The sequence below is a fragment of the Streptomyces sp. ASQP_92 genome (assembly GCF_025399895.1).
Classification (GTDB): Bacteria; Actinomycetota; Actinomycetes; order Streptomycetales; family Streptomycetaceae; genus Streptomyces.
In genome coordinates this window covers 529,012-554,100 of record NZ_JAODUA010000001.1, presented here as the reverse complement: position 1 = coordinate 554,100, position 25,089 = coordinate 529,012, and the positions used below count along the sequence as shown (strand labels likewise).

Annotated in this window: 21 protein-coding genes; 17 read left to right on the top strand and 4 right to left on the bottom strand. The window is 72.6% G+C overall.

Annotated elements, in window-relative coordinates; all coding sequences use genetic code 11:
- Positions 1-201: 201 nt before the first annotated feature.
- Positions 202-642 carry a nuclear transport factor 2 family protein gene (locus N4G70_RS02400; protein ID WP_261710671.1) on the bottom strand — a complete coding sequence of 147 codons (441 nt, stop codon included), beginning with the start codon at positions 640-642 and terminating at the stop codon, positions 202-204.
- 176 nt (positions 643-818) lie between these two features.
- Here N4G70_RS02400 and fabG point away from each other — a divergent pair, with 176 nt between their 5' ends.
- Genes fabG through N4G70_RS02365 form a run of 7 tightly spaced genes read left to right on the top strand, consistent with a single transcriptional unit; the run spans position 819 to position 7,935 of the window.
- Entirely contained in the window at positions 819-1,616 is a 798-nt protein-coding gene (fabG, locus tag N4G70_RS02395) for a 3-oxoacyl-ACP reductase FabG (RefSeq protein WP_261710670.1), read from the top strand.
- Between the two features lie 38 nt (positions 1,617-1,654).
- Complete coding sequence (locus N4G70_RS02390) at positions 1,655-2,605, top strand: aromatase/cyclase (RefSeq protein ID WP_315904217.1); 951 nt, start codon at positions 1,655-1,657, stop codon at positions 2,603-2,605.
- Positions 2,598-4,121, top strand: coding sequence for a class I adenylate-forming enzyme family protein (locus N4G70_RS02385; RefSeq protein ID WP_261710669.1), 1,524 nt, complete (start codon positions 2,598-2,600; stop codon positions 4,119-4,121). Before N4G70_RS02390 ends, N4G70_RS02385 begins: the two co-directional genes overlap by 8 nt.
- 16 nt (positions 4,122-4,137) lie before the next feature.
- Positions 4,138-4,758, top strand: coding sequence for an antibiotic biosynthesis monooxygenase (locus tag N4G70_RS02380; protein ID WP_261710668.1), 621 nt, complete (start codon positions 4,138-4,140; stop codon positions 4,756-4,758).
- 44 nt (positions 4,759-4,802) lie between these two features.
- A complete protein-coding gene (locus N4G70_RS02375) occupies positions 4,803-5,834 on the top strand; it encodes an aldo/keto reductase (protein ID WP_261710667.1) in 1,032 nt (343 codons plus the stop codon).
- 11 nt (positions 5,835-5,845) lie between these two features.
- Positions 5,846-6,676, top strand: a complete 831-nt coding sequence (locus tag N4G70_RS02370; RefSeq protein WP_261710666.1) for an SRPBCC family protein — start codon at positions 5,846-5,848, stop codon at positions 6,674-6,676.
- Positions 6,673-7,935: an FAD-dependent monooxygenase gene (locus N4G70_RS02365; protein ID WP_261710665.1), complete on the top strand. Its 1,263-nt coding sequence runs from the start codon at positions 6,673-6,675 to the stop codon at positions 7,933-7,935. Before N4G70_RS02370 ends, N4G70_RS02365 begins: the two co-directional genes overlap by 4 nt.
- Positions 7,936-7,999: 64 nt before the next feature.
- Here N4G70_RS02365 and N4G70_RS02360 read toward each other — a convergent pair whose 3' ends face one another.
- The 3 genes from N4G70_RS02360 to N4G70_RS02350 are packed head-to-tail and all read right to left on the bottom strand — an operon-like array spanning position 8,000 to position 10,562.
- Complete coding sequence (locus tag N4G70_RS02360; RefSeq protein WP_261710664.1) at positions 8,000-8,668, bottom strand: antibiotic biosynthesis monooxygenase; 669 nt, start codon at positions 8,666-8,668, stop codon at positions 8,000-8,002.
- A 33-nt stretch (positions 8,669-8,701) separates the two neighbouring features.
- On the bottom strand, positions 8,702-9,463 hold the full coding sequence (locus tag N4G70_RS02355; protein ID WP_261710663.1) for an NAD(P)-dependent oxidoreductase: 762 nt from the start codon (positions 9,461-9,463) through the stop codon (positions 8,702-8,704).
- A 34-nt stretch (positions 9,464-9,497) separates the two neighbouring features.
- Positions 9,498-10,562 (bottom strand): ketoacyl-ACP synthase III family protein, encoded by a 1,065-nt coding sequence (locus N4G70_RS02350; RefSeq protein WP_261710662.1) that lies wholly within the window; start codon positions 10,560-10,562, stop codon positions 9,498-9,500.
- 217 nt (positions 10,563-10,779) lie between these two features.
- Here N4G70_RS02350 and N4G70_RS02345 point away from each other — a divergent pair, with 217 nt between their 5' ends.
- The 10 genes from N4G70_RS02345 to N4G70_RS02300 all read left to right on the top strand — a co-directional run bounded on the left by N4G70_RS02345 (position 10,780) and on the right by N4G70_RS02300 (position 24,452).
- Positions 10,780-11,982 (top strand): glycosyltransferase, encoded by a 1,203-nt coding sequence (locus N4G70_RS02345; protein WP_261710661.1) that lies wholly within the window; start codon positions 10,780-10,782, stop codon positions 11,980-11,982.
- A complete protein-coding gene (locus N4G70_RS02340) occupies positions 11,967-13,133 on the top strand; it encodes a nucleotide disphospho-sugar-binding domain-containing protein (RefSeq protein WP_261710660.1) in 1,167 nt (388 codons plus the stop codon). The genes N4G70_RS02345 and N4G70_RS02340 overlap by 16 nt, the downstream gene beginning before the upstream one ends.
- A gap of 43 nt (positions 13,134-13,176) precedes the next feature.
- Positions 13,177-14,103 (top strand): ABC transporter ATP-binding protein, encoded by a 927-nt coding sequence (locus N4G70_RS02335; protein ID WP_261710659.1) that lies wholly within the window; start codon positions 13,177-13,179, stop codon positions 14,101-14,103.
- Positions 14,103-14,816, top strand: a complete 714-nt coding sequence (locus N4G70_RS02330; protein WP_261710658.1) for an ABC transporter permease — start codon at positions 14,103-14,105, stop codon at positions 14,814-14,816. The genes N4G70_RS02335 and N4G70_RS02330 overlap by 1 nt, the downstream gene beginning before the upstream one ends.
- 138 nt (positions 14,817-14,954) lie before the next feature.
- Entirely contained in the window at positions 14,955-16,157 is a 1,203-nt protein-coding gene (locus tag N4G70_RS02325; RefSeq protein WP_261710657.1) for a nucleotide disphospho-sugar-binding domain-containing protein, read from the top strand.
- Positions 16,154-19,318 carry an amino acid adenylation domain-containing protein gene (locus N4G70_RS02320; RefSeq protein WP_261710656.1) on the top strand — a complete coding sequence of 1,055 codons (3,165 nt, stop codon included), beginning with the start codon at positions 16,154-16,156 and terminating at the stop codon, positions 19,316-19,318. Before N4G70_RS02325 ends, N4G70_RS02320 begins: the two co-directional genes overlap by 4 nt.
- The gene (locus tag N4G70_RS02315) at positions 19,306-20,472 is read left to right on the top strand and encodes a nucleotide disphospho-sugar-binding domain-containing protein (RefSeq protein ID WP_261710655.1); all 1,167 of its coding nucleotides are present in this window, start codon (positions 19,306-19,308) and stop codon (positions 20,470-20,472) included. Before N4G70_RS02320 ends, N4G70_RS02315 begins: the two co-directional genes overlap by 13 nt.
- A complete protein-coding gene (locus N4G70_RS02310; RefSeq protein ID WP_261710654.1) occupies positions 20,460-21,629 on the top strand; it encodes a nucleotide disphospho-sugar-binding domain-containing protein in 1,170 nt (389 codons plus the stop codon). The genes N4G70_RS02315 and N4G70_RS02310 overlap by 13 nt, the downstream gene beginning before the upstream one ends.
- A complete protein-coding gene (locus tag N4G70_RS02305; RefSeq protein WP_261710653.1) occupies positions 21,626-23,398 on the top strand; it encodes an MFS transporter in 1,773 nt (590 codons plus the stop codon). Before N4G70_RS02310 ends, N4G70_RS02305 begins: the two co-directional genes overlap by 4 nt.
- On the top strand, positions 23,286-24,452 hold the full coding sequence (locus N4G70_RS02300; RefSeq protein WP_261710652.1) for a nucleotide disphospho-sugar-binding domain-containing protein: 1,167 nt from the start codon (positions 23,286-23,288) through the stop codon (positions 24,450-24,452). The genes N4G70_RS02305 and N4G70_RS02300 overlap by 113 nt, the downstream gene beginning before the upstream one ends.
- The last annotated feature ends 637 nt before the right edge of the window (positions 24,453-25,089 follow it).

Here is a 25,089-nt window from a genome sequence, read left to right as displayed (position 1 = left end):
CGAAAACGTTGCCCCACCCCCGCCGCGCACGCGAAAGCGCCCGCACGCCGGGGGATTCGCGTGCGGGCACTCGTCTCGGGGGGCCGGGCGCCCAGGCAACCGGGGCCAGGGGCAAGCCCGCAGCCGGGGGGCCGGGGGAAGCCCCAGGCACCGGGGGCCGGGGCAGGCCCGGGTGACCGGGGTCGGGGGGAGCGGCGGGGGTCAGATCAGGTCGTCGCGGGTGATCTGGCGGTCCTGGATCTGCCAGGCACCCCCCACCCGAACCACCCGGTCCACACACAGCGTGCTCGCCTTGATCTCCGGCCGCCCACCCCGCGGGGTCTCGATGACCAGGGCGTAGCAGCGGGCCGTCACGACGTCGCCGTCGACGCCCTCGACCGAGACCATGCCCAGCCAGTGGCGGCGCTGGACGCCCGCCTTGGCGTACGCCTCGGTCGCGGCGGCCGCGGCCGCGGTGATGGCCTCGCGGCCGACCGCCGGCACCGGCTGCGCGTTGGCGGCGAACACACCGTCGGTGGTGAAGGTGTGGGCCCACTCCTCGACCCGGCCGTCGTCGAGCAGATGCATCTGCTGCGCGTAGAACTGCTGGATCTCCGTGTACAGCCCGGCGGTGGTCGCCTGCGGCAGCTCGGTGACGCTCATGGGGGTCCTCTCCTCCTGGATCTTCCTGCCCCCTGAGCATCCGGGCCGCCACTCGACCCGTACTGGTGCCCCGGTGGGGGCCGCGCCCGGCCCTCGGGTTCCAGCCCGGCTCGATACCCGTTCGAGTGCCCCGGCGCACGTTGGCCGCGTACACCAACTCATCCGAGGAGATTCGTATGACTCAGCCCAAGGCCACCAGCGAGCGCCGGGTCGCGCTCATCACCGGGGGGACCAGCGGGATCGGTCTGGCGTCGGCGCGGGCGCTGGGCCAGGCCGGTCTCGCGGTGTTCATCTGCGCGCGCAGTGCCGAGTCCGTCGAGCTGACCGTGAAGGAACTCCGTGAGGAGGGCCTGGAGGTGTCGGGCGCGACCGCCGACGTGCGCAGCCCCGAGTCCGTCAAGGAGTTCGTGGCCGCCGCCGTCACCGCGTACGGCCGCGTGGACGTCGTCGTCAACAACGCCGGCCGCAGCGGTGGCGGGGTGACCGCCGACGTGTCGGACGAGGTGTGGGACGACGTGATCGACACCAACCTCAACTCGGTCTTCCGGGTCACCCGCGAGGTGCTCAACGCCGGCGGGATGCGGGAGCGCGGCTGGGGCCGGATCATCAACATCGCCTCCACCGCCGGCAAGCAGGGTGTGGTGCTCGGCGCCCCCTACTCCGCGTCCAAGCACGGCGTGGTCGGCTTCACCAAGGCGCTCGGCAACGAGCTGGCCCCGACCGGGATCACCGTGAACGCGGTGTGCCCGGGCTATGTCGAGACGCCGATGGCGCAGCGCGTACGGCAGGGCTACGCCGAGGCGTACGACACCTCCGAGGACGCCATCCTCGCCAAGTTCACCTCGAAGATCCCGCTGGGGCGCTACTCCACCCCCGAGGAGGTCGCCGGTCTGGTCGGCTACCTGGCCACCGACACCGCCGCGTCCATCACCGCGCAGGCCCTGAACGTCTGCGGCGGCCTCGGCAACTTCTAGCCGGCCCCCGAACTCCCCGATCAGAGAAGGAATTTCCCGTGTCCGTGACCGGAACGAAGCACCACACCCTCCACAGCGTCGCCGTCGCCGCCCCCGCCGAGGTCGTGTACGGCATCGTCGCCGATGTCACCAAGTGGCCGCTGTACTTCGGCCCCAATGTGCACGTCGAGCACCTGGAGCAGGACGACCGCGCGGAGCGCATCCACATCTGGGCGACCGCCAACGGCGCCGTCAAGAACTGGATCTCGCGCCGCACCTTCGACCCGGAGCGCCTGCGGATCGACTTCCGCCAGGAGGTCTCGACACCGCCGGTGGCGGGCATGGGCGGCGCCTGGGTGGTCTCCCCCGTGGACGCCGAGACCTCGCTGCTCGAACTCCACCACGACTTCGAGGCCGTCGACGACACCCCGGACTCGGTGGCGTGGATCAACGAGGCGGTGGACCGCAACAGCGCGGCCGAGCTGAACAACATCAAGGAACTCGCCGAGCGGCACGCCCAGTTGGACGAGCTGGTCTTCACCTTCGACGACACCGTCCACATGAAGGCCGACGCGGCCGATGTGTTCGACTTCCTGAACCGGGCCGACCTGTGGCCCGAGCGGCTGCCGCACGTGGCGCGTCTCGACCTCACCGAGGACGAGCCCGGTGTGCAGGTCATGGCGATGGACACCAGCACGGCCGACGGTTCGGTGCACACCACGGAGTCGATCCGGGTCGTGTTCGCACCGGACCGCATCGTCTACAAGCAGACCACCGTGCCGGGTCTGATGACCGCGCACACCGGCCGCTGGACGATCGTCGAGGTGGAGGGCGGCGTCGACGTCACCTCCCGCCACTCGGTCGCGCTGCGCACCGACACCATCGAGAAGTACCTCGGCGAGGGCAAGACCGTCGCCGACGCCCGCGCCTATGTGCACCGCGCGCTGTCGACCAACTCCACCAACACCCTGAAACTGGCCCGCACTTACGCGGAGGCGCTCCGTGGCTGACACCCTGCCCGAGGTGCCGGACCGGCTCGACCAGTTGCTGTCCCGGGCCGCCGCCGCGCACCCCGCGCGGGCCGCCGTGGTCACCGACGACTTCGCGATGGACTACGCCGCCTTCGACGCGCGGGTGACAGCTGTGGCCGCCGGGCTCCAGGCGCTGGCGCCCGAGCCGTCGGTCGTGGCGGTCGGCACCGTGCTGCACCCGGACGTCGCGGTCGCGTACTACGCGGCCGTGCGGGCCGGGCACACCGTCGCCGTGGTCAATCCGCTGCTGCGCGAGGACGATCTGCTGCATGTGCTCGGTCTCGGCGGGGCCCGCGTGGTGCTGCTCGACCCGGCCCTGAACGCGCGTCTTGAGAAGGTTCGGGATCAACTGCCCGAGCTGCGTGACGTCGTGCTCATCGGCGCCGGCACGGACGGCCTCGACCTGCTCGCCTCCGACGCGCCGCTCGCCGCCCACGCCAAGGGGCCCCAGGACACCGCGGCCCTGCAATTCACCAGCGGAACGACCGGACGGCCCAAGGCGGTCCGGCTCAGCCACCGCAATGTGACGGTCAACGCGGCACAGATCGCCCAGGCGCACCGCCTGGACGGGGACACGGTCAGCCTGAACCATCTGCCGACCTACCACCCGATGCACCTCAACTCGGCGATCGCGGCGGGCGCCACCCAGGTGCTGTGCGCCTCGCCCGAGCCGTACGCGGCGCTGATGACCGCCAACCGGCACCGGGCCACCATCCTGTACAGCCTGCCCGTGCGTCTGGCCCGGCTCGCGGCCGACCCGGATCTGGACTCGGTGTCGATGACGTCGGTCCAGCGGATCGCCTCGGGCGGCTCGGGCCTCGCGGTGCCGGCCGCGCGCCGCCTGTCCAGGCGGTTCGGGGTGCCGGTCTTCCAGGGGTACGGGCTCGCCGAGACCTCCCCGCTGACCCACAGCGACGACCCCGACCGGCCGGTGCACGGCTCGGTCGGCACCCCGGTCGCCGGGACCGAGTGCCGGGTCGTCGACCTCGACTCGCGCGCGGTGCTCGCGCCGGGCGGTGTCGGGGAGGTGCAGTTGCGCGGCCCGCAGGTGATGCAGGGGTACGCGGGCGGGCCCGACGGCGCCGGTCTGGAGCCCGACGGCTGGCTGAACACCGGCGATGTCGGCCGGATCGACGAGGACGGCCGGCTGTTCCTGGTGGACCGCCTCAAGGACGTCTTCAAGTGCGACAACTTCCTGGTCGCCCCCTCGGACGTGGAGCGCGTGCTGCGCCGGGACGAGCGGGTCCGCGATGTCGTCGTGGTCGAGCTCGCCGACGCCGGGCACGGTGCGGTCGCGGGCGCCCTGGTGGTGCTCGCCGACGGCCACACCGAGGCGCTCGCGGACGTCGTCGCGCGGGCCAATGACGCCCTGCCGTACTACCAGCACGTACGCGACGCCATGACGCTCGACGCGATCCCGCGTTCGGGCAACGGAAAGATCCAACGCCGGGTCCTGGCCGAGCAGTTGACCAGTCGCCTGCCCGTCGCGGGCTGAGCCGGAGAGGCACCGCATGTCCTTCACCGTCATCAACACCTTCACCCTGCTCGACCCGGCCGGCGCCGAGGAGTTCGAGGCCCGCTTCCTGTCCCATGTGGAGTGGATGCGCGCACAGCCCGGCTTCCTCGCGCACCAGGCGGTCCGCTCGGCCGACCGTCCCGAGGTGTACGTCAACCTCGGCTGGTGGGAGCGGCCCGAGGACTTCCAGCGGGTGCTGGCGAGCGCCACGTTCCAGGAGCACGCCGAGGAGTTCCACAAGATCGTCGCCGTGGAGGCGGACCCCTCGATGGGGGTCGCCCGCTTCGACGGCGCCCCGGGCGAGTCCGGCGATGTCGTGTTCGTGGACTCCTTCACCGTCGGGGGCGACGCCACCGAGGCCTTCGTCGGCGCCTACCAGGCCCACGCGCGGGCCGCCGCGGAGCTCGACGGCTTCGTCGCCGCCGACCTCGCCAAGTCGCTGTTCGCGCGGCCCGGCGGATTCACCGCGCTGAGCCGCTGGCGCGACGCGGAAGCCGCGCTCGCGGCGACCGGGCTGCCCCAGTACGCGGCGCTGGCCGCTCTCGCCGAGGTGCGCACCGTGCCCGCCACCCATGTCGCGGGCAACCGCGCCGAGTTCGCTCCCGCCGGGGCCTGAGGGCCCGGGAGGCGGGAGTCGACCGGAAACAGAAGGGATTCACCATGGAGTACCGCCGTCTCGGCGTCTCGGGGCCGGTGGTCAGCCGGGTCGCGTTCGGCAACTCGCTGACCGCGGGCAACCAGTTGGACGACCGGGCAGCCGCCGCCTGTGTGCGGGCCGCCCTGGACGCGGGCATCACCACGTTCGACACCGCGGACGCGTATGCCGAGGGCCGGGCCGAGGAGCACCTCGGCCGGGCCCTCGCGGGCGTCGACCGGGACACCGTCGTGATCTGCACCAAGGTCGGCAGGGGCGGCGGACCCGGCCCGGGCGCCCTGTCGCGCACCCGGATCGCCGCGTCCCTGGATGCCTCGCTGCGCCGGCTCGGCACCGGGCACATCGACCTGTACCAGGCGCATCTGTACGACGACTCGACGCCGCTCGACGAGACCATGGGCGCCTTCGCGGACGCCGTCGCCGCGGGCAAGATCCGCTATGTCGGCGTCTCGGAGTGGGCCGCCGACGAGATCGAGCGGGCCGCCGCCCTCGCCCGTGAGCTGAACATCCCCCTGGTCTCCAACCAGCCGCAGTACTCGATGCTGTGGCGGGTCATCGAGACCGAGGTCATGCCGGCCTGCGCGCCGCTCGGCATCGGGCAGATGGTGTGGTCGCCGCTGGCCGGCGGCGTGCTGACCGGGAAGTACAAGCCGGGCCTGAAGGCGCCCGCCGGTTCGCGGGCGGTGGCCGCCAAGGGCGGTGACGTCTCGATCCAGCGCTATCGCTTCCTGTCGGACGAGGTCCTGGCGGCCGTCGCCCGCGTCGGCGAGCTGGCCGAGGAGACCGGTCTGACGACGGCGCAGCTCGCGCTGGCCTGGGTGCTGCGCAACGCGCAGGTCGCCACGGCCGTCATCGGCGCCTCGGCGCCCGAGCAGATCGCCCGCAACCTCGCGGCCACCGAGGCGGTGCTCGACCCCGAGCTGCTCGTCCGGGTGGACGCGGCCCTCGGCCCGGTCGTGGTCACCGATCCCGAGCTCACCTTGAGCCGCATGCTGCGCGCCAAGGCCGCCGCCGCCCCCTCCCCCGCCACCCTCTGAGAGGTTCTGCTGTGAGCACTTCCACGACCGACAGGGAGATCCACCGGACGCGCGCCGGGATCGAGATCGACGCCCCGGCGGACACCGTCTACCGGGCGCTGACCGAAGTGGCCGACTGGCCGCTGCTCTACCCCTGGATCGCGTACACCGAGGTCCTGACCCAGCAGGGGCAGGACGACGAGGTGAAGTTCTGGGCGGTGCGCCCGGGCCCCGAGGGCGGTCTGCGCGTCTGGACGTCCCGGCGGACCCTGGACCCGGTGGCCCTGCGCATGGACTTCACCCAGCAGGGCTCGGTGGGCCCGATCAAGGAGCTCGGCGGCACCTGGGACTTCCTGCCCCGGCCCGACGGCGGCTGCCGGGTGGTGTCCGGGCACTGGTTCACCACCGACGCCGACCCGAAGGAGACCGCGGGCGAGCTCGACCGGCACGGCGGTCTCCAGATGCGCACCCTCAAGTCCAAGACGGAGCAGCCCAGTTCGCTGACGTCGGACGTGATCCGGGTCGAGGACAGCGTGGTGCTCGCCGGTTCGGTGACCGAGGCGCACGCCCGGCTCCTGGCCGCGCTGCCCGCCCGCGAGGGCGAGGAGAGCGCCTGGTTCGGCACCCAGGACGGCGCCCCGGCCGTGCAGATCGAGCACGGCGGCCACACCCTCGTACAGAAGCTGCTCACGCCGCCCGAGCCGGCCGAGCTCTACCGGCGCCGCTGGCGTCTGGCGGCGGCGCCCGGCGGGGTCTCGGTGACGGCGGACGTGCTCGCGGTGGCGTCCAACGGCCGCGACCGGGTGCTCGAACGCGCCGCGGGTGACGTGCGTGCGGCGCTCGCGCTGGCGGGGCAGCGATGACCGCGGCCGCCGAGGAGGTCCGTGCCGGGGCCCGCGCCGACGAGGAGCACCGCAGTGACGTGTGCGTCGTCGGGGCGGGCCCCGCCGGCCTGACCCTCGCTCTGCTGCTGCTCAAGTCGGGGGTGCGGGTGACCGTGGTGGAGCGTTCCCGCTCGCACCAGCGGGAGTTCCGCGGCGAGATCCTCCAGCCGGGCGCGATGACGGTCCTGGACCGGCTCGGGGTGCTCGCCGGGGCCCGCGCGCGCGGCTGCCACGAGCACGACCGCTTCCGTCTGGTGGAGCGGGACCGGGTGCTGCTCGACATCGACTACCGGGCTCTGCCCGCCCCCTACGACCACCTCCTGTCCATTCCGCAGTCCCATCTCCTGTCCGAACTCCTCGCACACTGCCGGGAGTTCGCCGATTTCGAGTACGTGGACGGCTGCCGGGTCAACGCGCTCGTACGGGACGAGCGGGGGCGGATCACCGGGGTCGCCGCCGACGGGCACGTCTTCCACAGCACCGTCGTGGTCGGCGCCGACGGGCGGTTCTCCAAGGTGCGCCGGCTGGCCGGGATCGAGGCGGGCCGCAGCGAGGCCTTCGACCAGGACGTGCTCTGGTTCAAGCTGACCAGCCGCACGCCCCAGGTCAGCCATGACGTACGGGTGTTCAGGAGCGCGGGCACCAGCCCGGCCCTCGCCTACGGCTCCTGGCCCGACCGCATCCAGGTCGGCTGGACGCTGCCGCACGGCGGCTACAAGCACGTCGTCTCCCAGGGCCTTGCTCATGTCAAGGCCGAGCTGGCGAAGGCGGTGCCGGAGTACGCGGACCTGATCGACGAGCAGATCACCTCGCTGCGCGATCTCAGCCTGCTCGACGTGTTCTCCGGGCGGGCCGAGCGCTGGGCCGACGACGGGCTCGTCCTGATGGGCGACGCCGCGCACACGCACAGCCCAATCGGCGCGCAGGGCATCAACTTGTCGGTGCAGGACGCGGTCGTGCTGCACCCGCTGCTCGTCGAGGCGGTCGGCCGCCAGGACGCGAGCGCCGCGTTCCTGTCCCGGTTCGAGGAGCGCCGGGCGCCGGACATCGCGACGATGATGCGGCTCCAGGGCATGCAGTCCAAGGCGATGCTGTCGACCGGTACGTTCGCGACCCGGGTGCGCCCCAAGCTGGCGGCCGTCGTCAAGCACACCCCGATCTACCGCAAGGTGCTGCGCACCATCGCATTCGGCAACCCCGCGATCGAGGTGGCCGACGAGCTCTTCACCGCTCGCTGAACCTCGTGACACGAAAGGCGGGCCGGGTCCTGAAGGACCCGGCCCGCCTTTGGTGTGCGGTGGTTCAGACGGCGACCTCGGTGCGGGCCGAGTCGACGACCGCGGTGTACAGGCCGCCCTTGACCTCGGCGTGCACCGCCATGATCGCCGCGTCGGCGGCCATCTCGGGGCTGCGCAGCACCGGCAGATAGGCCTGGGGGCCGCTCCACCAGCCGATGTTGACGTAGGCGCCGGTCTCCCGGTTGGAGTGCACGAGCTGGTGGCCGAGGAAGCCCTCGTGGCCCTTGACGAACGACAGATGACCGAGGAAGGAGCCCTCGAAGGCCTGCTGGTCGGCGCCCTCGCGCAGGGTGAAGGTGGTCAGCGCGACCGCCGCGTCCGCGGCCGGCACGGCCGTCCCGCCGAGCCCGTCGGCCGCGTTCTGGCCGGCCAGGACCGGGCCGTGCACGCTGGTGATGGAGGCGAGGTAGACGAAGCGGCTGGAGACGGCGGTGAAGAACTGCCAGTCGCCGACGACGGTGCGGTGCGCGTCGGCATCCCGCCACCAGGTGAGGATGACGAAGTTGTCGGGCTCCTTGATGCCGCGCAGCAGCGCGGTGCGCAGCAGGCCGTCCTTGGCGGCGACGGCGTCCTTGTACTTGAGGTAGGCCTTCTCGAACTCGGCGCCCTTCGCCTTGTGCTTGTCCTTGAGGACGAAGTGGGCGACCGCGACGACGGGGCTGTTCTCGCTCATGGGGTGTACCTTCCGCTTCTTGGGTTGGAGGGGTTACGCGGTGACGGGCTGGTGCGCATAGGCGTGGACGTACTTGTCGAGGACGCCGCGGTAGTAGTCGGGTCCGAAGCCGAGCCCGTACACCGGCGGCACGAGACGGCAGAGCTTGTCGATGGAGACGGGCTGCGCGCCGGACGCCTCCACATAGGACTTCTCGGCACGGGTGTCGAGCAGGTGCTCCATGTGCGTGACGATGTCCTCGATGCGCGGGGCGTGGCCCGAGGCCACGTTGACGACGTCGCGGGTGCGGCCGTCCACGAGCAGCGTGTGCACGATCTTGATGACGTCCTCGACGTCGATGAGGTCGCGCTGCGCGCCGCGGTAGACCTGGATGCGCCCGTCCATCAACTGCCGTACCAGGGCGGGCAGAAGCTGGTGGGCCGGCTGGTGGAAGCCGACGACGTGCGACAGGCGCAGGATCAGGTACTCGACGTCCGAGGACTTGACGACCGCTTCGAGGGACAGCTTGTGGCGCCCGTACGGGGTCGCCGGGTAGACCGGGCCGTCCTCGCGACCGGGCGAGGCGTCGGGCACCGAGTACATCCCGGCGGACGCGGTGGAGAAGAACACCAGGCGTTTGCCGGTCTTCTCGCAGTGCCGCAGCACCTCGTACAGGCGCTTGGACTCCCGGGTGTACTGCTCCGGCGGGATGTCACCGGCGGCCGAGACCCCGGCGGCCAGCGCCACCACGTCCCGGTGGTGATCGGCGATGCCTGCCAGGTGTCCGGCCAGGAAGCCCCTGCCGACTATCTCCATGGGATGTGCCAACTCCTTGTGACGGGCGGCTCGTTCAGGCCGCGGCGGGTGTGGCCCAGGCCGGGATCTCAAGGATTTCCAGCACGGCGGTGGTGATGGTGTAGCCGGCTCCGCCGCCGTAGAGCATGACGTGGTCGCCGGGCTTCAACTCGCCCGTGAGCAGCAGGTTTTCGAGCCCCGCGGCCCAGTCGCCGGCGCCGATGTGGCCGCTGCGGCGGGCGAACTCCCAGGTCGTCTCGGACTCGTCCACACCCAGCAGGTGGTGGATCTGGAAGGGGCCCTTGATACGGCCCGTGGAGGGGATGATGACGTACGCGATGTCGTCGATCCCGATTCCCGCGTCGTCCAGGACGGCCTGTTTGGCCTCCTGCATCACCTTGCCGAACCGGATGTTGGTCATCGTCTCGTCGCTGACGGCCTTGTGGGCGTCGCCGCGTGCGGTGAGGTCGATCTGGCGCTCGGCGGCGCGCGAGACGGGGCCGAACCCCTCGTCGCCCCGGGCCATCGGCTCAAGGGAGTTGTCGGCGACGGTCGCGGTGGCCACGAGGCGGGCGAAGCCCCCCTCGGTGGACAGGATGGTCGCGGTGGCGCCGTCGGCGTAGGCGTTGCCGTGCCGCAGCTGCCAGCGGTCGGCGCCGGGGCCGCCGAAGCGGTCGGCGGTGGTGAGCATGACCGCGCTGCCCTTGCCGTAGCCGACCGTGAGGTGGGCGGCGGCCAGGTCGAGCCCGCTGATGCCGATGTTGCAGCGCTGCTGCACGTCCAGGCCCGGCACGGTGGCGCCCACGGTCCGCTTGGCGATGTAGGACGCGGCGGGCCAGATGTCGAGGCCCTGGAACCAGGTGCTGCCGTGCAGGAGCAGCGAGTACGCGGACTTGTTCAGGCCGGAGCGCTCATGGGCGGTGCGGCCGGCGGCGACCGCCATGTCCGGCGGCGCGGTCCAGCCCTCCTCCTCGCTCTCGCGGGCGATCCGCACGGACTCGTACCCGAAGTCGTCGATCCACTCCTGGCCGCACTCCCCGGCCGCGACGGCCTCGGCCACCGGGACGGGCTCGGGCAGCCAGCTGCCGAGCGAGGCGACATAGATCTCGTTCCAACGCATCCAGCTACTCCCCTGTTCGGCGGTTCGGTCGAATCCTTCGGGCATACGGCATGCGCCCAAGGTCGCCACCGCCTCTCGAATCGGACTTGAGTGCGGCAGGGGAAAGCCCGGCCAAGGGCGGCTCGAGTCCGAATCGAGTGGAGGCCGTCACGCTCTGGGGCATGACCGACGGGCGGCCCTCAAGGGGCCGCTCCCACCCCCCAATCGGAGACCCGCCGTGCGCATCCTGTTCACCGCCCATGCGGGCAAGTCGCATCTGCGTCTGCTGATCCCCCTGGCCCAGGCAGCCGTCCGGGCCGGGCACACCGTCGCCGTGGCCGACGACGAGTCCATGCGCGAGGAGAGCGAGAGGTACGGACTCCCGTTCTTCCCGGCGGGGTTCGACTGGTCCAAGGACCCGTTCTGCATCGAGGCGATCGCACTGCCGCTGTTCCGCGGCGACCAGGAAGCGTACGAGGACGGTCTGGTGCGCTGTGTGCTGGGGCCGCCCGCCCTGGCCGCGGCCCGCGACATCCTCGCGATCGCCGCCGACTGGCAGCCCGACCTGATCGTCCGCGAGGGCGAGGAGATGGGCGGTCTGCTCGCCGCGGAGAAGCTCGGCATCCCGCACATCGCGGTGGCCGGCGGTTCGACGCATCTGCTGCCGCCCGCCGTCACCCACGCCCCGCTGAACGCGCTGCGGGCCGAACTCGGCCTGCCCGAGGCGGCGCAGGACAACTGCGCCTACCGGCACGGCCTGATCAGCTGGCTGCCCGCCGAGTGCACCGGCGACGACCTGGACCCGCGCACCCTGCGCCACTACCGCCAGACCGCGCCCTACCGCAGCGACGACACGGCCCTGCCCTGGCTCGCCGAACTGCCCGACGACAAGCCGGTGGTGTACGCCTCGATCGGCACCATGGCGCCGTCCATGCCGTGGAAGTCCGACGAGGTGCTGCACGCCGTGATCGAGGCGGTGTCCGGGCTCGACTGCACCGCCCTGGTCTCGATCGGCGTGGGCCGCGACCCCGACGAGTTCGGCGACGTGCCCGCGCACGTACGCCTGATCACCGAGTGGGTTCCGCAGGACGTGCTCCTGGAGGCGGCCGACGTGTTCATCACGCACGGCGGCCACAGCAGCATCCGCGAGGGCCTGCGCAGCGGTACGCCGATGCTCGTCACGCCGATGTACGACGACCAGCCCAACTCGGCCGAGCACGTCGCCGACGTCGGCAGCGGCCTCAGCGTGCCGGCCTACTGGGTGACCGAGGAGACGGTCGCCGAGGCCCTGGAGCGGCTGCTCACCGAGCCCTCCTTCCGGCTGCGCGCGGCCGCCGTGCGGCGCTCGGTCCTTGCCTGCCCACCGGTGGAGCAGTTGGTCACCGATCTCGAAGCCCTTGTTGCCGCGACCGCCCAGGAGGAGACATGCGCGTCCTGGTGACCGCACTGGTACCCAGCCACATCGTGCCGATGGTGCCGCTGACGTGGGCGCTGCGCGCCGCCGGCCACCAGGTGCTGGTGGCCGGTGACGCCGAGCTCGTGAAGTTCGCGGCCGCGGCCGGCCTCGACACCCGGCTGGTCGGCGGCGGCGAGACCCGCCAGCGGCTGACCCGGCCCGGCGCCGTGGCGATGCCCGACCGGGCCGGCATGGACCGCCGCGCCGACTCCGAGTGGGACGCGGTCGGCGAGCGCTGGCGCACCCGGCTCGGCGGCTACATCGACGACCTGGTGACGCTCGGCCGGTCCTGGGAGGCCGACCTGGTGGTGACCGACCCGGTGGAGTTCGGCGGGCTCGTCGTCGCCGGCGCCCTGAAGGTGCCCGGTGTCATCCACCGCTGGGGCCCGGACGACTTCACCAGCCCCCTGCTGAGCCAGGCCAAGGTCCAACTCCACGACCTGTGCGCCGAGTTCGGGGCCGAGGGCTTCCCCGACCCGGCGCTGATCATCGACCCGAGCCCGGCCTCCCTGCTCCCCGAGGGCGACAACACCCCGGGCCTGCTCTCGCGGTACGTGCCGTACTGCGGCACCGCCGAACTGCCCGACTGGGCGGTCCAGCGGCCCGCGCGGCCCCGGGCCCTGCTCTGCCTGGGCATGTGGCACGGCCGGGTCCTCGCCGAGACGGGCGAACTGCCGCTGGGCTTCCGCCACGTCCTGGACGCCTGCGTCGAGCAGGACCTGGACGTGCTGTTCCCGATCGACGCCCAGTACCACGCGGCGCTCGCCGGCATCCCGTCCTCGGTGAAGGTCGTCGACCGCTTCCCGATCGGCCCGGTGATGCGCCACACGGCGCTCGCCATCCACCACGGCGGCAGCGGGACCAGCATGACGTCCTTCGCCTCGGCGGTCCCGCAACTGGTACTGCCCGGCGACAAGCCCTTCCTCCAGACCACCGGCCGGCTCGTCCAGGAGTCCGGCTGCGGCATCAGCCTCGCCACCGAGGCCGAGCAGCACGACCCCCAGCTCGTCCGTGACGCCCTTAAGGGCCTCCTCCAGGACGAACGTCACCGCAAGGCCGCGCTCGACGTACGCGCGGAGATCGAATGCCTGCCAGGCCCCACGGAACTGGTCCACACCTTGGAAGGGCTGATCTGACATGCGTCCACTCACACAGGAAAGGGAACAGGTGCCACCCCCCATGGCAGAACAGCACGGCCCGCCCGCGGTCGTCTTCAAGGATGTCGTCAAGGAGTACGGCGGCGTCCGCGCCGTCGACGGGATCGATCTGACGATCCACCGCGGTGAGACGGTCGCGCTCCTCGGCCCCAACGGCGCCGGCAAGTCCACCACCATCAACATGCTCCTCGGCCTGTTCCCGCCGGACCAGGGCCACATCGAGGTCTTCGGCAAGAAGCCAGAACTGGCCATGCGCGCCGGGCACTTGGGGGCCATGCTCCAGGAGGGGAAGATGATTCCCCGGGTGTCGGTGCGCGAGCTGGTCGACTTCGTGCGCCAGACCTACCGCAAGCCGCTGCCGCTCCAGGAGATCCTGGACCTCGCCGAACTCACCAAGATCGCCAGTCGCAACGTGGACCGGCTCTCGGGCGGTCAGGCCCAGCGGGTGCGCTTCGCCCTCGCCCTGGCCGGCGACCCGGACCTGGTGGTCCTCGACGAGCCGACCGCCGCCCTCGACGTGGAGTCGCGGCGCGAGCTGTGGGCCGCGATGCAGCGGTACGCGGAGCGCGGCAACACCGTGCTGTTCTCCACGCACTACCTCGAAGAGGCCGACAACAGCGCCGACCGCGTCGTCGTCATCGCCTCGGGCCGGGTGGTCGCCGACGGCACCACCTCGCAGATCAAGTCCATGATCGAGGGGCGCACGGTCAGCTTCGTGCCGCGCGGCGGCCAGAGCGGCTTCGACATGCTGCCGGGCGTCAGCTCCGTGGAGTACCGCGGCGGCCGCATCCACCTGCGCACCAGCGACTCCGACTCGACGGTGCACGCGCTGTCGCGCGCCGACGCCTTCAGCGACCTGGAGGTGTCGGGCGTGGGCCTGGAAGAGGCCTTCATCGCGCTCACCCACCAGTCGCGCCACGCGCCCGCTCCGGAAGGACGGACCAGCTGATGCTCGGTTACATCCGCCTCGAAATCCTGCGGCTCGTCCGCAACGGCGGCTACCTCATGATGAGCCTCATCATGCCGGTCGGCCTGTACGTCACCCTCGCGGGCGGCGGCCCCGACCAGGAGTCCATGGTGCGGGCCATGGTCGGCGCGGCCGCGTTCGGCGCGCTCGGCGTGGTCATCACCAACGGCACCGGCATCGCCGAGGACCGCTCGCTCGGCTGGCTGCGCCAGCTGCGGCTCACCCCGCTCTCGCCGGTGCAGGTCGTCATCGCCCGCGGCGCCGTCGCCACCTGCCTGGGCATCCTGCCGATCGTCGTCATCGGTCTGATCGGCAAGTTCTACCGGGGCGTCGAGCTCTCGGCCGGAACCTGGCTGGAGATCTTCCTGCTGCTCTGGGTCGGCATCGCCCCGCTCGCGATGCTCGGCATCGGCATCGGCTATCTCTTCAAGGCGCAGATCGCGCAGATCGCCGGCACCGTCTCGTATCTGACGCTGACGCTGCTCGGCGGCCTGATGATGCCGACCGACACGCTGCCCAGCTGGCTTCAGCCGCTGTCGCGGGAGACCCCGGTCTACCGCTACGCGCAGCTCTCGTGGGACGCGGCCGCCAACTCCGCGCCCAGCGGCACCGGCCTCGGTGTGCTCGCCCTGTGGACGGCGCTGCTCGCGGCCTTCGCCGCCTTCGCCTACCGCAGGGGCGGTCGTCGCGCCTGACCCGTACCGCGTCCGAAGTGCCCGCAGGGACTCCCCCTGCGGGCACTTTCGTGTTCGTACCGGACGCGAGTCGCATTCGAGCGGGTGACCCCACCCTTGCCCTGCCACTGACCGTACGCGATGGAGTGAGGCAACTGAATGCGCGTGTTGTTCGTGGGGCACGGCCCGGCCCATGTCCCCTGGATCATCCCGCTCGCCTGGGCCTGCCGCCTTGCCGGCCACGAGGTACGGGTGGCGGTGCGGCCCCAGTGCGTGGCCCCCGTCACCCGGGCGGGCCTGGTGGCCGTGCCCGTCGGCGACGAGGCGGCCACCGGGGCGGTCGCGGCCCGCCAACTCGGCCTGGGGCCGGGCAGGTTGAAGGCCGCCAACGCCTCGGCGGCCGTCCTGGACGCCGATCTGAGCGAGGCGCTCATCGAGAAGATGATCGCCGTCGCCGACACCCTCACCGACGACCTCGTCGACTTCGCCCGCTTCTGGCGCCCGGACATCGTGGTGCACGACACCGCCGCCGCCGCGGGCCTGGTGGCCGCCGCCGCGGTCAAGGTGCCGGCCGTCGGGCACACCTGGGGCGTCTCGCTCGGTGTGCACTGCGAGAGCGAGGCGGAGCTGCGCCCCTCCTACGCCCGGCTCTTCGAACGCTTCGGCGTGGAGCCCGTGGTGGGCCCCTCGGTGTGGATCGACCCGTGCCCGCCGGGCCTGCGCCCGCCGCACGGGGTGCGCCGCGCCAACATGCGCTACGTCCCGTTCGCCGGACCGGCCGCGCTGCCCGGGTGGCTGCGCTCGGAGCGCCCCTCGGGGCGCCCGCTGGTCTGTGTCACCGGCGGGGTGACCACCTCCGCCCTGGACGAGGTGCGCGACCACGTGGTCCGCTCGCTGCTCGCCCTGGACACCGATGTCGTCCTCGCCGTCACCCCCGAGCAGGCGGCGGGCGCCGGTCAACTCCCGGACGGCGTACGGATGGTGGAGTCGTTCCCGCTGGACGTGCTGCTCGCGCACTGCGACGCGCTCGTCCACCACGGCGGCGTCGGCAGCGGCCTGATCGCCGTCACCCACGGCCTTCCCCAGCTCCTGCTGCCGCGCAACGCCTTCCAGGAGCACTGGTCGGATCTGGTCCGCGCGTCCGGCGCGGGCACCGCGCTGCCCGCCGACGCCGAGGAGGGCGCGGTCGGCACGGCCGTCCAGGACCTGCTGACCCGCCCCTCCTACCGCGAGCGCTCCCGCGCGCTGCGCGCCGAGACCGACCGGATGCCCACCCCCGACCAGCTCGTGGGCTTCCTGGAGGAGTGCGTGAGAGCCGGTCGTACGGACGTACCCACACCTGAGGAGACAGGAAGACGATGACCGTACTCCTTGAGCCCACGACGGGCACGCACCACCGCTTCGTGCGGGGCGCCACCATGCACGGCCTGTTCCAGGACGCGGCCCGCCGCTTCCCCGAGGCGATCGCCGTCTCCCACCGCGGGTCCGGCGTCTCCTACCGCGAGCTCGACGCCGCGTCCGACGGCTACGCGGCGCTGCTCCAGGCCCACGGCGTGCGCCGGGGGCACCTGGTGCCGGTGCTCATGGAGCGCGGCACCCCGCTGATCGCGGTGCTGATCGCGCTGTTCAAGTGCGGTGCGGCCTATTCGTTCCTGGACGCCCGGTGGCCCGTCGACCGGCTCGAGGCGGTGATCGGCCAGCTCGGCGCGCCGCTCCTGGTGACCGGCGTGGAGGGCGACTGGCCGGTGCCGGTGTGGACACCGCCCGCCGAGGACCTCGCCGTCACCGCGGCGCGCGGTCTGGCCCCGGCGCCGGTCGCGGTGGACGGCGCGGACGCCTGCTCGGTGTTCTTCACCTCCGGCTCCACCGGCACCCCCAAGGGCGTGGTGTCCAGCCACGAGAACGTGGTGCGCCTCTTCGACGGCGACGACTTCTACGCCGAGCTGGGTCCCGGCACCGTGATGCCGCAGACCGCCCCGCCGACCTGGGACGGCTTCGCGCTCGACTGCTGGAGCATGCTCCTGACCGGCGGCCGCACGGTGCTCCTCGACGAGACGGTGCTGGTGCCGCGCACCCTGCGCGCGCTGATCGCCGAGGAGGGCGTGAACGCGGCGTTCATGACGACGCAGCTCTTCAACATGCTGGTCACCACCGATGTGGGCGCCTTCGCGGGGATGAAGTGGCTGTCCATCGGCGGCGAGCGGGCCGCCCCGACCCGGGTGCGCGCCTTCCTCGCCGAGCACCCCGGCATCCGGCTTCTCAACGTGTACGGGCCCGTGGAGTGCGGGGCGGTCGTCACCGGGCACCCGGTGCGCCCCGAGGACTGCGACGACCCGGCCGGCATCCCACTGGGCCGCGCGCTCGCGCACACCGATGTGTACGTCCTGGACGGCACCCGGGGGTGTGCTCCCGGCGAGACCGGGGAGCTGTGCCTGGGCGGCCCGGGCCTCGCCCTCGGCTACCTCGGCAACCCGGACCTCACCGCGGAGGTCTTCGTCACGGTGGAGATCGAGGGCCGACCCCAACGCCTGTACCGCACGGGCGACTTGGGTCACCGTTCGGCGGCGGGCGTCTTCCACTACACCGGCCGCGGCGACCGCCAGATCAAGATCCGGGGACATCGGATCGAGCCCGCCGAGGTGGAGCGCACCGTGGAGCGGGTGGCGACGGTGACCGGCGCCGCGGTCGTGCCGATGCCCAAGCCCGACGGCTCCTACCACGGGCTCGCCCTGTTCTACACGCGGAGCGAGGACGGCACCGGGCCCGAGGCGCTGCGCGAGCGGCTCGTCGCGCTCCTTCCCGAGTATCTGGTGCCCCGGCGCGTCCATCTCCTGGACCAGTTCCCCCAGTTGGCGAACGGCAAGATCGACCGGCGCGCGCTGGCCGCCCAGATCCGCCCGGAGCACGACCGTTCCGAGGCGGCGCAGGAGTCGTTCGAGGGCACGGCGGCGCTGGTCGCCGACGGGTTCGCCTCGGTGCTCGACCTCGACCGGGTGCCGGGCGACGTGTCGTTCTTCGAGCTCGGCGGCAGCTCCCTGGAGGCGGCCCGCCTGTGCCAGCACCTGGACGCGGTGCTCGGCGCGGCCGTCCAGCCCTCGCAGATCTTCCGCACCCCGAGCGTGCGCCGGCTCGCCGCCTGGCTGGACGCCACCGCGCGCTCCGCGCGGGCCGCCGACGCCCCGGTGCCGGGCCTCGCGCCCGGCGAGATCCTGCTGCCGCCCGAGCAGTCCGGCTTCCTGTTCGCCGCCGCCCACGACAAGGACGGGCTCGGCGGGCTGTGCCGGATGACCTGGTGGATCGAGGGCCCGCTCGACCTGGACGCCCTCGCGGCGGCGGCCGGTGACGTCCACGGGCGCCATCAGGCCCTGCACGCGCGGTACTTGATCCGCGACAACGAGATCGGGTACGCGGTGGTGCCGGACCGTCCGGCCGGGGCCGAGGTGCTCCGGCTGTCCGACGCCCCCGACGAGGGGGCCGCGGTCACCGCCTGGCTGGCGGCGGCGTTCACCCCGCTCGCCGTGCGCGAGGCGCGGGTGTGGCGGTGCGCCGCCGTACGCGCGAAGGACACCGGGCGCACCCTGTTCGGGCTGGTCGCCCACCATGTCGCCTTCGACGGGGCGTCCGAGACGGTGCTCGCCCGGGATCTGTCGCTGGCCTACGCCGCCCGGCGCGCGGGCCGTGCCCCCGCCTTCCCGGCGCCCGCGCCGACCCTCGCCGAGGTGTCCGCCGACCACCGCCGGGTGATCTCCCGGGTGGACCTGGCGGCGCAGGCGGAGTACTGGGAGGACCACCTGGAACTCCAGGAGCCCCTGGAGCTGCCGGGCCGCGCCGACAACGACCTCAACGCCGGTCCCGGCTACTCCCCCGCGCTGACCGTGACCCGGGCCGAACTCGCCCGCTGGGACGAGCGGGCCCGCACCCTCGGCACCACCCGCTTCGCGTTGCTCGCGGCCCAGTTCGGCCTCGTGCTGCGCGAGTTGACCGGCCAGCAGGACATCGCGGTGAAGGTCCCGGTGGCCCGGCGCGGCAGCGAGGTGCTCGCCGGCGCCGTCACCTGCCGGGTCGACCTGCTGTTCCTGCGTTTCTGGCCGCCGCACAAGGACGACGGCTCGGGCCTGCTCGAACAGGCCGTCTCCCATGTCGACGAGGCGCTGGCCGCCCAGGAGACCGGCGGCGCCCGCCTCGCCCGCACCGTGGTGCTGACCGGCGGCGGCGAGTCGCTGCGCCCGATGCCCAGCTTCCTGATGCAGGACGACCCGGACCCACGCCTCGAACTCGCCCACTGCACCGCCCAGTTGTCGCGCATCGGCGCACCCACCATGTTCACCGAGCTGGAGCTGGATGTCCGCACCACCGCGGACGGCGCCCTGATCACCGCCTCGGTACGCACCGACCGGATACCGGCCGAGATCGCCGACCGGGTGGTGACCGCCTACACCGAGGGCCTGCGCCGCGGCCCCGGCGCACCGGCCGAAGCCCCCGCCGCCTCCCTCACCTCCAAGGACACCTCATGCGTGTACTGATCCTGAGCAGCCCCGAGTCCACCCACTTCACCTGCATGGTGCCGCTGGCCTGGGCGCTGCGCGGCGCCGGGCACGAGGTGCTGGTCGCCGGGCAGCCCGACATCATCCCGATGGCGCGTTCCGCGGGACTCAACACGGTCTCCGTGGGGCGGCAGTTCTTCGGCAAGGACCTGCTGAGCCCGCCGCTGCCCCCCGACAAGCGGCCCATCGAGATCGTCGGCCCGCTCACCCCGAAGATGACCATGATCGGCTCCCGGGTGTGGGTGCTGCACACCCGCTACATGGCGCCCAAGTACCTGGAGGTCGCGAGCCGGTTCAAGCCGGATCTCGTCATCTCGGAGATCTTCGACTGGGCCGCCTGCCTCATCGGCGGCGTCCACAAGATCCCGGTGGTCTCGCACCGCTGGGGCGTCGACCCGATGAGCCACCTGATGCGGGCCACCGCCGAGGACCTGCTCCAGGGCACCTGTGAACGGCTCGGCATCGAGGGCGGCCTGCCCAGGCCCGATCTGCTGCTCGACCCGGCCCCGCCGCAGCTCCTCGTGGAGGGCGCCCCGGCCGGCGCCCCCATCCGGCACATCCCGTTCAACGGCGCGGGTTCGGTGCCCGGTTGGCTGCGCCGGCGCGGCGACAAGCCGCGGGTCTGCGTGACCATGGGCCGCCAGACCATCTCGCTCGGCGGGCTCCCGATGTTCCGCGGCATCGTCCAGGCCTTCGGTGACCTGCCGGAGACCGAGGCGGTGATGACGGTGCAGGAGGAGTTCGTCGACGAGCTCGGCACCATCCCGTCCAATGTGCGCGTCATCGCGCCGACCCCGCTCAACGGCTTCCTCGACACGACGGACGCGGTGGTCACCCACGGCGGCGCCAACACCCTGCTCACCGTGGCCGGTTTCGGTGTCCCGCAGTTGATCATGCCGCAGCTGGTCGACCAGTTCGAGGGCGGCGATCTGCTGGCCGCGGCGGACGCCGGCCTCACCCTGCGCACCGCCGACGCGCAGAACGACCCCGCCCAGGTGGCCGAGGCCGTGCGCACCCTGCTCGCCGACGAGCGGATCGCCAAGGGCGCGTCCGTCCTCGCCGAGACCATGGCCGCCATGCCGAGCCCCGCCGCCGTCGTCCGTGACCTGGAGAACCTCCGATGCGCGTACTGATCATCGCCACCCCCGTCGACACGCACTTCCTGCCCATGCTGCCCCTGGTGCGGGCGCTCACCGACGCGGGCCACGACGTGCTCGTGGCCGGGCAGCCCGATGTGACCGGGCCCGCCGAGGCGGCGGGCCTGGCGACCGCCACGTTCGGCGAGGCCTTCCACTACCAGGACCTGCGCCGGGGCCGGCGGCGGAAGGGCCTGCGCCCCATCGAGGTGGTGGGCCGCCCGCCGGCCCCGCAGATCGACGGCGCCGCCCAGATGTGGCGCAACCACGCCCCCTACTTCCTGTACGACTACCTGGAGCTGGCCCGTGAGTGGCGGCCGGACCTGGTGCTCGGCGACCACATGGAGTTCGCGGGCCCCGTCATCGCCAAGGCGCTGGGCGTCCCGAGCGTCTGGCACCGCTGGGGCACCGCACCCACCAGCACCTTCATGCTCGGCCAGACCCGGATGTGGCTGGGCCCGCTGTGCGAGCGGCTCGGCCTGGACTCCGTACCCGAACCCGATCTGACGCTCGACCCGGCGCCGCCCTCCCTCGCGAGCACCGACGCACCGCCGGCCCGCCCGATCCGCCCCGTGCCGCACACCGGCGACGGCACGCCCTGGACCTACACGGCAGTTCCCGGGCGCCGGGTCGCGGTGGCCCTCGGCGGCTACACCCTGGACCTCGACGGCGCCCCCTTGCTGCGCCGCGTCCTGGACGCGCTGGCCGCGGCGGGCGGTGTGGAGGCGGTCGTCTCGGCGGCGCCCCGGCACCGCGCCGCGATCGGCGAACTGCCCGAGGGCATGACGTACACCGACCGGACCGAGCCGGGCCTGCTCTTCAAGGACGCCGACCTCGTCGTCCACCACGGCGGGCCCGGCTCCACGCTGGCCGCGGCCGCGTTCGGCGTCCCCCAGCTGGTCCTCCCCCAGCTCGACGAGACGTTCGTCGCGGGCGACCGGGTGGCCGCGGCGGGCGCCGGCGTCAGCCTGGACACCGCCGAGCTCCAGAACGACGACGCCCAACTCGCCGACACCGTCCACGCGTTGCTGACCGAATCCGGCTTCCGCGAGGGCGCGCTGCGCCTGCGGACGGAGGTCGAGGCCATGCCGACCCCGGCCGACACGGTCCCCCTGCTCGAACAGTTGACGACACGCCAGGAGGTACTCGCGTGAGCACCGACGTGACCGCCGGAGCCGCCAGCGGCACGGCGACGGAGAAGCCGGCCGCCCAGAAGGAGGCCAAGGAGAAGAAGCCCAACCCGTACGGCATGAGCGACGTCAAGGTCCTGGTGTTCATCGCCTGCGCCATGGCCATCATGACGCTGGCCCTGCTCGACGGCTCGATCATCTCCTCGGCCGTGCTGCCCATCGTGCGCGACCTCGACCCCGCGCACGGCATCGACCGCTTCCCCTGGCTGATCACCGCGTATCTGCTGGCCGCGACGGCCGCGCAGCCGCTGTACGGCAGGCTCAGCGACAGCTACGGGCCGCGCCGGGTCTACCTGGCCGCGCTCGCCACCTTCCTCGCCGGTTCCGCGCTCTGCGCGACCGCCGGCTCCCTCACCCAGCTCATCGTCTTCCGCGCGGTCCAGGGGCTCGGCGGCGGCGGCCTGATGAGCATGACCCTGATCGTCATCGCCACCCTGTACCCGCCCAAGTCGCGGGCCGGACGCTCCAACGCGGGCGGCGCGCTCATCGCGGCCGGCATCATCGCCGGGCCGATGATCGGCGGCCCCCTCAGCGAGAACCTCTCCTGGCGCTGGATCTTCCTGTTCAACGTGCCGGTCGCCGGACTCGCGCTCATCGGCGTGGCCTGGGCGCTGCGCCTTCCGGTGAAGGGCACCCGGCAGAAGGTCGACATCCTCGGCTCGGTGCTCATCGCGGCCGCCACCTGCGCCCTGCTGCTCGGGGTCAAGGAGTACGGCGAGACCCACTCGTTCTCCGGGTCGGTGCTGCCCTACTTCTACGGCGGCGTGCTGATGGCCGGCGGCTTCGTGACCCGGCAGCTGAAGGCGGCCGACCCGCTGATGCCGCTCACCCTGTTCAAGGACAAGGTGTTCCGGCCCGCCGCGATCCTCCAGTTCGTGGGCGGCTTCGCCCTGCTGTCCCTGCCGGTGTTCTTCATCAACTACCTGAACATCGTGCGGGGTGTGTCCCTCGACGCCGTGGGCCTGCATCTGATCCCGCTGGCCGTCGGCGTGGTCCTGGTCTTCCTCGGCTGGGGCAAGCTCATCGCGCGTACCGGCAAGTGCAAGTCGGTCCTGGTGGCGACGACGGCGACGGCGACCGCCTCGGTGGCCGGGCTCGGCCTCACCGTGACCGACGCGCCCGTCTGGCAACTCGACGTCCTGCTCCTGCTGCTCGGCGTGGGCCTGGGCGGCGTCACCTCGATCGCCCTGTTCATGACCCAATCGGCGGCCTCCGCCGACCAGTTGGGCGTGGTCACCACCACCTCGCGGTTCGCCACCATGCTGGGCACCACCATCGGCGGCACCGTGCTCGGGGCGGTGCTCAGCGCCCGCTTCGCCTCGGCCGCGGGAGCCTCGGGCATCAAGGACCCGGACACCGCCGCGGCCCAGCTCACCGGACTCGACGCGGTCCACCGTCACCTGGTCACGGACGCGTTCGCCCACGCCACGTCCACGCTGCTCCTGACGGCCGCCGGACTCCTCTCGATCGCCCTGGTGACCGCCCTGGTCATGAAGGACGTCGACGTGAACGCCCTGGCCGCGGCGGCCGAGACCCCGGCCGAGCAGCCCGCCGCCCCCGCCCACGCCACCCCCGAACCGGCCGACGAGGCCCCCCGAGCGTCCGAGGAGGACGACGACGATGCGCGTACTGATGCTGAGCACCCCCTTCCCCACCCACTTCACCCCCATGGTGCCGCTGGCCTGGGCGCTGAGGGGAGCGGGTCACGAGGTGACGGTCGCCGCGCAGCCTGACGTCACCGACGCGGCCCGCGCCGCCGGGATCTCGGCCGTCGACATCGGCGACCGCTTCCACGGCCTGGACGTCCTCCAGCGCCATCTCCCGGACGGCGTACGCCCGTTGGAGCTGATGGGACCGACCCCGCCGGAGAAGATGGCGGGCACGACCAAACTCTGGGAAACCCACGCCCGCTATCTGGTGAGCTCCTACCTGGAGTTCGCCCGCGACTGGGGGCCCGACCTGATCATCTCGGAGCAGATGGAGCTGGCGGGCCAGCTCGTCGCGGGCGCCCTCGGCATCCCCTCGGTGCAGCACCGCTGGGGCGTCGACCCGCTGAGCGGCCCCTCGCGCGCCTCGGCCCGCAACTTCCTGTACGGGACCGCCGAGCGGCTCGGCCTGGACGGGCTGCCCGACCCGACCCTGCTCCTCGACCCGTGCCCGCCCGCGCTGCGCCACCCGAGCGCGGCGCCGGGCGCGCCGATCGGCTACGTCCCGTTCAACGGCACCGGCACCGTGCCCGACTGGCTGCACCAGCCGGCCGCCGACGGGGTGCGCCGCGTCGTGGTGTGCCTGGGCCGCCAGACCCTCGTCCTCAACGGCACCGGCCTGTACCGCTCGATCATCGCGGCGTTCGAGGGCCTGGAGAACGTCGAGGCGGTGGTGACGGCGGACGCCGCCTTCCACGCCGGCTTCGGCGCGGTGCCGGACAACGTCCGGGTCGTCGAGCCGGTCCCGCTCAACCTCTTCCTGCGGGACTGTGACGCCGTCATCCACCACGGCGGCGCGAACACGACCCTCACGTCGTGCTCGTTCGGTCTCCCCCAGGTGGTGCTGCCCCAGATCGTCGACCAGTTCGCCTCGGCCGAACTGCTCGCCGCGGCCGGCGCGGCCCGGGTCCTCGGCGAGGCGGCCCCCCAGAACGACCCCGCCCAGGTCCGCGAGGCGATCCGGGACGTGCTTGACGATGCGCGCTATCTGAAGTGCGCGCAGGAGTTGCGGGCGGACATGGTGGAGATGCCGAGTCCGGCGCGGGTGGTGGAGGACCTGGAGCGCCTGGCCACGGCCTGACCCCCCCCCTCGCCCCCAGGGCCCTCGCCACCCCGGCGGGGGCCCTCCAGCACGCCCGGCCCGGCCCCGTCGAACCCTCAACCCCTCCCGACCCTGCGGACCGTGGTCGCTTCTCGCGCAGTTCCCCGCGCCCCTGAACTACTCGGTGCCGGCCAGCACCCTCAGCCCGTCCGGCGATTGAGGACGAGCGCCGTTCAGGCGCGATACGGGGTCTGGGGCGGAGCCCCAGGAAGGCCCGAACCATCCAACCCCCGTCACGGGCGGGCGGGTGGGCAAAGGTGCCCGGGGTCTGGGGCGGAGCCCCAGGAAGGCCCGAACCATCCAACCCCGATGCACGGGCGGGTGGGTGGGCGAGGTGCCTCGGGGTCTGGGGCGGAGCCCCAGGAAGGCCCGAACCAACCAACCCCGGTGCACGGGCGGGCGGAGCCGCGGGCGCATGCGGAAGGGGCCCGCCGGCCATGAGGCACGGCGGACCCCTCCGGGTCCCGCAGGCGTACGGACTAGCCGCGACGCTTCTTGAGCGCGTCCCCGCCGAACTTGATGACGAGGCAGACGACGACGGTGACGGCGAGACCGATGATGAGGTGGCTCATGGTGTCCTCCAACGGACGTTAAGGGGTGGGGGGTTGGATGGTGC